Annotated in this window: 1 protein-coding gene and 1 pseudogene; both read right to left on the bottom strand. The window is 72.1% G+C overall.

Annotated elements, in window-relative coordinates; all coding sequences use genetic code 11:
* Positions 1-628 (bottom strand): annotated as a pseudogene (locus AB0C29_RS37865) (hypothetical protein); the annotation flags it as partial.
* Between the two features lie 165 nt (positions 629-793).
* On the bottom strand, positions 794-1,137 hold a 344-nt coding region (locus AB0C29_RS37860; RefSeq protein WP_360830990.1), incomplete at its 5' end, for a helix-turn-helix domain-containing protein.

Here is a 1,137-nt window from a genome sequence, read left to right as displayed (position 1 = left end):
CGACGCGGCCCGGTTCCCGCCGGGCCAGCTCGTCGACCAGCGGCTGATGGAACGCGGGGCGTGACTCGGGCGACCCCGCGCGGCCCAGGTCGCCGGTGACCACGAAGGGCTGCCACCAGAAGACGGCCACGAGCAGCAGGACCAGCCGGACCCGCCCGAACGTGACGAGGGCGGCGAGCACGGGGATCGTGAAGAGCATGGGCAGCCGCAGCGCGTTGGACCCGATCGGGCTGGGCAGATAGAACGCCCCGAGCAGCAGCACGACGGTCAATGCGGCCCCGATCCGTACGGCGAGCCAGCGCGGCGGAACGACAACAGTGACCAGCACGGCGAGGGCGACGTGGATCTTCATGGACTCGGCGGTGAAGGGCTGGCGGCCGCCGTTGCCGAAGAGCAGGGCCATGGGGGCCAGGGCCAGCGCCGGGCCCAGGCAGAGGGCCAGCGCTTGCGGCCAGTGGGGGTCCGGGCGCCAGGACCGGAGGCCGGCTTCGGTGCCGAGGTGGATCAGGTCGACGCCGGAGAGGGCGGACCACCAGGTCAGCCGGGCCTCGGCCCCGGGCAGGCCGAGCCATCCGGAGAGGAAGCCGGGCTTCTGGGAACCCTGGCCGGGCGAGAGTACGGCGAGCACGGAGTCGACTCTTCCGGATGCGAGGTCGTTCCGGGGTTGCTGCACGGGACCAAACCCTACGACCGGCGTTGTAGCTTTCCTACAAACACCCCCATGTTTCGCCCAGATTAGGCATGATATCGGGGCTCTTCCGGCGGTGCGCGAAGGACCGCGGAGGCCGGTGATTTAGCTCGCAGGGTCGAGGCGCCCGATGGTCAGAGCCATCCGCAGCGCGAACGCGTCCCGGCCGTCCAGCGGCGACAGACTGGTCACCTCGGCGACCCTTTTGAGGCGGTACCGCACGGTGTTCGGGTGCACGAACAGCTCACGGGCGGCACTTTCCAGCACGCCGCCGGCCGCGAAGAAGGCATCCAGCGTCTCCAGCAGCCCGCCGCCCGCGCGCGACAGTGCGCCGTACACGTCGTGCCGCAGCGCCCGCCGGGCCTCGGAATCCCCGGCCATGGCCCGTTCCGGCAGCAGGTCGTCGGCGGCCACCGGGTTCGGGGCGCCGGGCCAGGCGCGCGCCGCCC

The sequence above is a fragment of the Actinoplanes sp. NPDC048791 genome (assembly GCF_040650095.1).
GTDB lineage: Bacteria > Actinomycetota > Actinomycetes > Mycobacteriales > Micromonosporaceae > Actinoplanes.
This window is presented reverse-complemented; position numbering and strand designations above follow the sequence as displayed.